The sequence below is a fragment of the Salinivibrio sp. PR919 genome (assembly GCF_001995355.1).
Lineage (GTDB): Bacteria > Pseudomonadota > Gammaproteobacteria > Enterobacterales > Vibrionaceae > Salinivibrio > Salinivibrio proteolyticus.
Genome location: NZ_MUFL01000001.1, coordinates 79,954 through 88,713, shown reverse-complemented (window position 1 = coordinate 88,713; position 8,760 = coordinate 79,954). Strand labels below are relative to the sequence as shown.

Annotated in this window: 6 protein-coding genes; 1 reads left to right on the top strand and 5 read right to left on the bottom strand. The window is 49.5% G+C overall.

The genetic code is table 11. The annotated features are described in order from the left end of the window. The 3 genes from BZG83_RS00420 to BZG83_RS00410 form a co-directional block, all read right to left on the bottom strand. Nucleotides 1–331: flagellar protein FlaG (locus tag BZG83_RS00420; RefSeq protein ID WP_077478941.1), on the bottom strand; the 331-nt coding region annotated here is incomplete at its 3' end. A gap of 63 nt (nucleotides 332–394) precedes the next feature. Next, nucleotides 395–1,519 carry a flagellin gene (locus BZG83_RS00415; RefSeq protein ID WP_077478935.1) on the bottom strand — a complete coding sequence of 375 codons (1,125 nt, stop codon included), beginning with the start codon at nucleotides 1,517–1,519 and terminating at the stop codon, nucleotides 395–397. Between the two features lie 265 nt (nucleotides 1,520–1,784). After that, on the bottom strand, nucleotides 1,785–2,927 hold the full coding sequence (locus BZG83_RS00410) for a flagellin (RefSeq protein WP_077478934.1): 1,143 nt from the start codon (nucleotides 2,925–2,927) through the stop codon (nucleotides 1,785–1,787). A gap of 447 nt (nucleotides 2,928–3,374) precedes the next feature. On the opposite strand from BZG83_RS00410, the gene BZG83_RS00405 reads away from it, so the two are divergent. Further along, complete coding sequence (locus BZG83_RS00405) at nucleotides 3,375–5,480, top strand: tetratricopeptide repeat protein (RefSeq protein WP_077478933.1); 2,106 nt, start codon at nucleotides 3,375–3,377, stop codon at nucleotides 5,478–5,480. Between the two features lie 95 nt (nucleotides 5,481–5,575). Here the strand turns inward: BZG83_RS00405 and flgL are convergent, their stop codons facing one another. Then, entirely contained in the window at nucleotides 5,576–6,769 is a 1,194-nt protein-coding gene (gene flgL, locus BZG83_RS00400; protein WP_069589307.1) for a flagellar hook-associated protein FlgL, read from the bottom strand. An 11-nt stretch (nucleotides 6,770–6,780) separates the two neighbouring features. After that, nucleotides 6,781–8,658 carry a flagellar hook-associated protein FlgK gene (gene flgK, locus BZG83_RS00395; RefSeq protein WP_077478932.1) on the bottom strand — a complete coding sequence of 626 codons (1,878 nt, stop codon included), beginning with the start codon at nucleotides 8,656–8,658 and terminating at the stop codon, nucleotides 6,781–6,783. Nucleotides 8,659–8,760: the final 102 nt, after the last annotated feature.

Below are 8,760 nucleotides of genomic sequence, written 5' to 3'. Positions count from 1 at the left end.
TTTCATAAACAGTGATGATACTTCTGCCCGTATCCTCATCAAGCCGGAATGCTAGGCCTTTGTTAAAAGAGGACATAAACTCATCGAGACGTTCGACCAACTTCTCCAGCTGCTCACGTTGCATTTCGCGGGTTTCGTTAAGACGCTCCGCTTGTTCAACGCGTCGCTGCTGCATAGACTCACGCGTTTCTCGACGAACGGCCTGCTGGTTTTGGCTCACGCTAACCTGATCAGGCCGAGTTTTTCCTACTCTCTCTTCTCTTGCAATCTTTGTGCCGTCGGAAGAGCCGGTATGAGGCAGGGATGAAGTTGAAACGGATGAAATGTCCATTACGATTCACCTCCTGTTAGCGTAGCGGCGGAGTATCCGCCGCTACTGGGTTATAAAGCGTGATTAACCCAACAGGCTCAGTGCCGCTGACGGCGCCTGCTTGGCCTGTGCCAGAATCGACGTACCAGATTGCTGTAGAATCTGAGACTTAGTGAACTCAGTGGTCTCTTTAGCGAAGTCCACATCGCGGATTCGGCTGTTAGAGGCAGTCACGTTCTCGTTCACGTTGTCCAAGTTCGCAATCGTGTGGCTCAGACGGTTCTGTTTCGCACCCAGCTCAGCACGGTGTGAGTCGATAAACTGCATCGCGTTATCGATAAGACCCACTGCTTTCTGTGCACCACCGATAGTAGAAACATCCACATCTTTGATGGTTTCATCCACCTTGGTCCCCATTGCCAGTGAGGTTGCCAATGCGCCTGTAAAGGTAGCATCAGACCCCGATGCAGTAACGATTTGAAGCTCACCGTCTTCAGTCACTGAAGCACTCAGTTTGTCTTGCGACTGACCATTAATATAGGTAGCAATTTCTTCAATGTCATCACCGCCTTTTGCGGTCACGTTGATAGAGGTCGTTGCACCATCCGCATCCGTGATAGTAATGGCTAAGGTTGCACCGTCTGTTGCTGTCCAACCTGCTGATTTTGCGTTTGCTGCGGTAAAGCTAGCACCACCCATTTCAGCATGGTCAGCACGGATGTTTTTAAATTCCATCATCACGGCTTCACCAGCATCCGCACCCACCTGGAATGAACGCGTACCGAATGTGCCGTTCAGTAGTTTCGCACCACCGAATGATGTGGTTTCTGCAATACGGTTTAATTCGTCTTGCAAGGCCACCACTTCTTCTTGGATAGCTGCACGCTCAGAGTCGCCGTTTGCGCCGTTAGCGGACTGCAAAGATAGGTCACGCATACGTTGCAAGATGTTGCTTGACTCTTCCATCGCCCCTTCGGCGGTTTGCGCCATAGAGATACCGTCGTTGGCATTACGTACGGCAACATCCAGACCACTGCTTTGAGACATCAAGCGGTTAGAAATTTGCAGACCCGCTGCGTCATCCTTGGCGCTGTTGATACGATAACCGGATGACAAACGTTCCATTGAGTTGTTCAGCGCGTCGGTTGAGTTATTCAAGTAACGCTGAGCAGTCATTGCAGGGACGTTAGTGTTAACTGTAATAGCCATAACTATTCTCCTTTGGTTCTAGGTCCGGCTTCGCCCAGCTGACCAGGGAAAACCAGTTCGAAAATCTTTCACAACCCATTTAGCGGCGCACAGTCAAAAAGCTTTAGTATTTTTTGCGTGCTGACGATGGCTAAAACACCGTCGCTTCATGGTGCTATGGAAGTTAACGTCCACAGGAGAAATATCTTTAGCGTGATTCGCGAAAAAAATGACATAAAAAAAGCGGCAATCACTTGCCGCTTTTTAGTTGCTTGATTTGTCAGTGTTACTGAAGCAAGTTCAGTGCAGCTTGAGGCATCTGTTTGGCCTGAGCCAACATCGACGTACCCGCTTGCTGGAGGATCTGCCCTTTCGTCATGGCCGTGGTTTCGCGCGCGAAGTCAGTATCGCGAATCCGGCTATTGGACGCAGACACATTCTCCTGAATGTTCGACAAGTTGCTGATGGTGTGGCTCAAACGGTTTTGCTTCGCACCTAGGTCAGCACGCTGACTGTCGATATAACGCATCGCGGAGTCAATCACACCAACGGCCATTTGTGCACCGCCCACATCCGATACGTCGATGTCTTTGGTCGTGATCAAGTCACCGTTACCGGAAACTAGTCCTAACGATGTCGCAAGTCCACCTCCGAAGGTAACTGTGCCTTCGACTTTGGGCTCTTCGATAAAGATTTGCAATTGCCCCTCTTCATCGACAGACGCGGTGAGCATTTCATCGGATTGACCATTGATGTAACTGGCCAATTCTTCAACATCATCACCTGGCTTAGCACCGATCGTTAAGCTGACATTTTCACCGTCTTTGGTCGTAAATTGCAGCTGCAGTGTTGATGCGGTCGGGTCAACTTGCCAGTCAGCCGATTTTGACTCCGTGCCAACGAATTCAACCCCACCCATGCGGAAATCATCCGCGCGAATGCTGGTTAAACCCATGATGATCGCCTCACCGGCATCAGCACCGATTTGGAAAGACGCATCCCCGAAAGAGCCGTTGAGTAGGCGTCGCCCACCGAATGCCGTGGTTTCTGCAATACGGTTTAGCTCATCCTGCAAAGCTGCAACCTCTTCTTGAATCGCGATGCGCTCGGATTTACCGTTCGCGCCATTCGCTGACTGCAATGAGAGATCTCGCATACGTTGCAAGATGTTAGTGGATTCTTGCATGGCGCCTTCAGCGGTCTGCGCAATCGAAATACCATCGTTGGCGTTTCGCATTGCCACATCCAGACCACGCGTCTGAGCAACCAAACGGTTAGAAATCTGCAAACCCGCCGCGTCGTCTTTAGCACTGTTGATTCGGCTACCTGACGACAGACGCTCCATTGAATTATTCAACTCATCAGTCGCTTTATTCAGGTAACGCTGCGCAGTCATCGCAGACACGTTGGTGTTAACTGTTACACCCATTTTGCTCTCCTTTGACTTTCGCTTGCTTTGCGAAACAGCCTACCCGCGACGTGTTGCACTGTTTGTTTGCGGTGCTGCGGGAACAGCTTGTTAATCAGTTTCAAGATCAGCCCGTTCAAAAACTGGCCGCTTGATAAATTTAATACAATATGTGTGCCAACTTTATAAAATATTTTTTAATCAATGGTTTATGGGCTTTTGTTGCCYAACCAATCGTCTTAAGAGGCAACGCCTAAACCATAAAATGAGGCGAAAGCGGCAAACGAGCGGCAATGCCTATCCAACTTTCTTTTCCTTGTTGCCTTGCAAGTAAGTTGCCAAACACGCTAACCCACAGATCAAAGGAACATTTTTTGCATCAATCTTGTCTTGCCATACAGCGCCATTGCCTTGACAGGCAGCGCCAACGGCCGTGCTCACCACAGCTAGAATAGGACGACGCAATCTATGACCCAAGATAACGATGGCCATACCAATATGACGTTGGATGAGGCATTTAAACTCGGCATAAACCTTTATCAGGAAGGAAATAAAGCGGACGCCCGCGACGTGTTCGAGCAAATTTTGTCTCATGCGCCCGATGCGGCACAAGTGCGGCAAGTCCTCGCCGTATTAGATGCGGAGGAAGGCAATCTCGAGCAGGCGATGGCGCATATCAACCATGCACTGGCACTCACTCCCGACGATTTATCATTACTGTTTGATAAAGCGCAGCTGCTGGTTCAACAAGGAAAGAACACGGCAGCGATGGAGATCGTCGAGCGTCTATTTGTTGCCGCGCCAACCAACCCTGACATTCTAAACCTACGTGCCCAACTGACTGAAAAACTCGGCCATAAAGGTGAAAGCCGTCGTACTCACGCATTGCGTGACGAGTTACACCAACTCAAAAATCAAGGGCTCGCCGAAGAAATTGAGAAAACCATGACATTAGCAGCGAACTTCATGGCTGATGGACATGTGGAGCAAGGCGAACAGCTCTATCAAACGATCTTGACGCTTGAGCCGGATTACCCGCCGGCACTGATGGCACTGGCCCAGTATGCGCTAGATGATGAAGCCTTCGGAAAAGCCCATCAGTTGTTACTCCGTGGCAGTGATAAAGCGCAAGCTCACCCAGTTTGGCAACTGCTTCTGATCAAAGCCGAATCGGGATTAGGCCACTATGCCCACGCGAGACGACGCTGCCTGAGCGTGTATAAACAAAGCCAAGATCCTGCGTTTCTCCGGCAATTATTGGTGATTTACCTTAATGAGCGAAACTGGTTAGAAGCCAGTAAACTTGCTAAGCAGTGCTTGCGGGAAGACCCTGAGCGCGGAGAGTTACATTATGCGCTGGCGCGTGCCACATTTGAGCATTTGAAACAACATCACCAATTTACCCACGAAAAGCTGACCCATTGCTACCAGATTCACGAAAAAGCCTGCCAATACGTCGTGGGTAAGCATGCGAATACCTTGCAAGCGCAATTAGGCGAATTAGATTGGTATTTAGGCAACATTGATAGCGCGCAAAAGCGTCTCGAATCGCTATTGGCTGACAGCCCGGATGATCACGCGCTGCGCTTTAACTTAGCGTTTGTCTATCGCACTCAGATGGCATGGCCCGCATTTTATGAGGCCAACGAAGCTGGCATTGAATGTGGGCGTCGACTAAAATATCACGGTGAGTTACCACGTTGGGACCTTTCTCGTCCCGAAAGCGATGCTGTACTCATTATGCCTGAACAAGGTGTCGGGGATGAGCTCGCCTATTTTCATAATGTGCCTATGGTGGTGGAACGTGCCCGAAAGGTCTACGTTGGCTGTGATCCTCGTCTTGAGCCCGTGCTCAAAGCCGCCTTTCCCACCACAGAGATCGTGCCTATTTCACGTACTGACGGGCAAGATATCCATATTCCTGATCACGTGTTAGCCGATATCAATAGCTGGGTCGCGGGCGGCTCACTGGCGGGGATTTGTTATCAGCATTTCGAGCGCCACCTTTATCAGCAAACCTATATTCATGCGTCGGCGACTCAAGAGGCACCTTGGCGATCGATGCTGAATGAACTGAAAGCACAAGGGCCGGTTATTGGCGTTTGCTGGCGAAGTGGCTTGGCAGCAGCAACACGGAATATCCATTATTTGATTGCCGATGAACTGGGGCAATGGTTAACAAAAATGCGTTCCCTTCACCCTAAAGTTCAGTTTGTGAACTTACAGTATGGCGACTGCTCAAAAGAGCTGGCCAAAGTTAAAAAACAAACTGGGGTCGAGGTTGTGCCATTGCCAGGCTTGGATCTTAAGGATGATTTTGTCGAGAGTGCGAATGTCATGGCATCTATTGACGGCGTGTTTACCGCCGGTACCGCTGTTCACCGGACAGCTGTTGCGGTAGGGGCACCTTGTTATGTCTTTTTTGCCGGCCACAAAGACAGTGATCCGATGCAAGCGGTCGCAATGTCTGGCCATCAAGAGTATGCGTTCTGCTATCCACCCTTAATGAACGATAAAAAGCCGCTATTGGACGCCATGGCACAGGCCATGTATCGCGATTTATTGACCGGATAACCGACGTTGTCTCAATACCACTAACAGCAAAAGGGCAGTCAATACTGCCCTTTTCATAGAAACGTCTCACCGTTAACGCACGTTGACGATGCGGATTAGATATAGTTGAACAGCGATAAGTCTTTCGTTTTCGCAAACGCTTGTTGCGATGCCTGTAGGGCTAACATGTCTTCATTCATATCGATCGCGGCTTGGGTATAGTCCAAGTCCTCCATCGTGCCCAATGAGCGATTTAGCACCAATTTGAAATCTTTGTGCATGCTCTCTTGCCGATCTAGCGTAGTCAAACGTGTCCCGACCTCAGAACGGGCCTTGTTTAAGTGTTTGAAGGCCGCTGCAAACTGATCGGTGACTTGATGCAGCTCTGCGGTTGCAGACGCATCATCGATGTCAGCATACGACAACGCGGCACCATGTTTAAACGCATCAAAGATAGTGAAGGTGTCTTGACGCTCGAGTGCAATGGTATCGCCGGGCTTCATCTCACCTTCAAAGGTCATTTTAAGCGTGTTCCACTCAATCCCATTTTGAGGATCGTAGAGCCCAGTGCTCACTTCGGTCCCGTTTTGAGTCAATGAATAGGTTGTATCACCACTGGCATTCACATCAAAGGTCACTGCGTACGCGGCGTTGTCTGCATTATTGCTGTTTTCTGCGCGAGCAAGCAGCAACAAGGAGCCATCTTGCAAATCGTACTCGGGCTGATAATCCCCATAGGGGTTATCAATTTCCATAAACATTTTATCGCCCGGATCCGATGTGGGCACTTCTACCGCGGGGGCAACTTGCGCAGTACGAAAATAGCTATCACCGGCATAACGGACATTGCCTTGACTGTCGCGATAAAAAGGTTGCGTACTGGTTTGGGTCCCTGAGAACAAGAAGTTGCCTGATTCATCCTTGGTATTCACTAAGTCCATAAAATTATCAAACATACCTTGCAAGTCTTGACGGTGCGCGGTGCGATCGTCATCGGATAGCGACCCGTTGATCATCGCCATCACTTTGCGTTTCGCACTGTCCATCAATTGCTCAGACTCATCAATCGCGATCTCTTCACGCGTTTGGCGGTTTCTCGCTAACGTTATCGAGTCAATGAACTGATCAATTTGCTCGTCTTGCTGGCGGAAATTCTGAATATAAATTGACGACACAGGATCATCACCCGCAGTGATCACTCGCTTACCGGTCGCCATTTGTTCTTGATTATCTTGCACCTTAATATTCTGGCGCATGATATCGTTAGATACTGACTGGTAGTTATGAAAGCTGGCAATACGGCTAATCATGATAGCTATCCTTATCGTGTCGCATTGAGCAGTGAATCAAACGTCTCATTTGCCGCTGTCATAATGCGCGACGCCGCCATATAGGCACGTTGAAACTTCATCATATTCGCGGCTTCTTCGTCCAGATTGACTCCGGCGATTTCAGCAACGCGTCCTTCGGCCGCATCATGCTCCACCAAGCTGACATCCTGCAGTCGTTCATACGACGCTTTTTGTACCCCAAGGTCGGTATTCAACCCTTCATACACATCCAACAAGGTAGAACGTCCGTTATCCATCAGCTTTTGCGTTTGCAATTCTTGCATTCGGATCAGGTTACTGTTGTCGCCATCTGCTGGGATCAGACTGATGGCAAGAATGTCGTCAGGCGCCGCTTTATCGTTAATCTCAATCAAGGTGCCATTGACGTTAATCGGCCCTGTTGGCGGATACGCTTGTGGTGCAAGCAGTACTTGCCCGTCTGTATCCGTGACCGCAAACTGACTCCCATCAGGTGATATGCGAACTTGGAATTCTTTCTGAGCCCCAGATTGCAGTACGCGCACATCCCCCTCACCATGGCTAATTGAGCTGGCGCTGACATAACTTTGAGCGGCAATGCCAGCAGGATCATCCATCACCATGCGGATTTGCCCTGCAGCTGCACGCGCGGGGCGCAAAAAGACCCGTTCGTTAGGCGCAAGGTTAGCGTCGATTTGAACGCGCATGCCATCTACATTAAAACTTGGCGGTGTTCCGCTGGGCGTTACCGTTGATTGCTGGCCATTAGGTGACGTGAGTGTGTACTGCGCCCCATCAAATTTTAATTGATAGTCACCAATTTTAAGCTTCTGAAGATCATCGATGTACACTTTAAGATCGGCGGTCGAGTCACCACTTTTGATCACCCGGGATGCCGCAATACGGTCGTCATTAAAGTCGGTCAGGATATTCTTGCCAACCTCACCATTTAGATCGAAGCCTTGTCCTTGCAAATCGTTCAATGCTTGAGAAAAGCCAATCGCCATGCGGCCGAGTTCGTCACGCGCCTGCCCCAGTGTCTGATCGCGATATTCAAATAACGCGCCGAGCTTACCGCGAATATCGCGATTAGAAATCGCCTTCACGCTTTTCCCTTCAACTAAGGCCAGCTGACGTTCTTGGTGATCAGGCTTTCCCGGTAAGGTTGTGAGTTCACTGCTGTTCATCCCTGACACCAGCATATGACCACTGCCGATGATGACATTAAATAAGCCATCTTCACGCGCATTAACACTGACTTGGGTGTATTCAGCTAACTCTCGAATGAGCTTGTCATGACGGTCAAGTAAATCGTTCGGCTCGCCCGGTGTTTTCAGAATGGCTGTATGAATATCAACAATTTCGCGGCCAATATCGTTCATACGCTTGACCGTTGCATCGATTTGCGAGGAAGTATCAATCGACTGCTGCTGAAGTACGCCGTATACGTCGTTTAATCCGGCAGACACCATGCGCGCTTTCTCTAGCACCACCTTACGCGCCCCCATGTCACTCGGGCTATCGGTGAGGCCTTTCACGGCGCCAAAGAACTCATTCATGTTGTCAGGAATTTTCCGCGCTGAGTGCGCCATCATATCGTCAAGGCGCCCAAGCTGATCATTGCGCGCGGCGGCATGTTCTAAATTGGAGGTAGCAATATTGAGCTCATTAACGGCAAACTTATCGTAATTACGGCGCACTGCAGCGGCGTGTACGCCGTCACCGTAGTTATTCCCTCCCCAATAATGAGGATCGTTAACTTGTTGCTCAACAGACTGACGGCTATAACCCTCAGTGTTCACATTGGAAATATTGTGACCTGTGGTATTAAGTTGTCGCTGCGCGGTGAGTACACCTTGCGACCCAAGAGAAAGCAGGTCAAAGCCCATTGTGCCTCCAGAAAACCCGGCAATAGAAACGAGATACAGGAATCAAAGCAAGAATTGAGCCAATAGAAATATAGGCTTTTTATTTTATAAAAATCAGTGAGT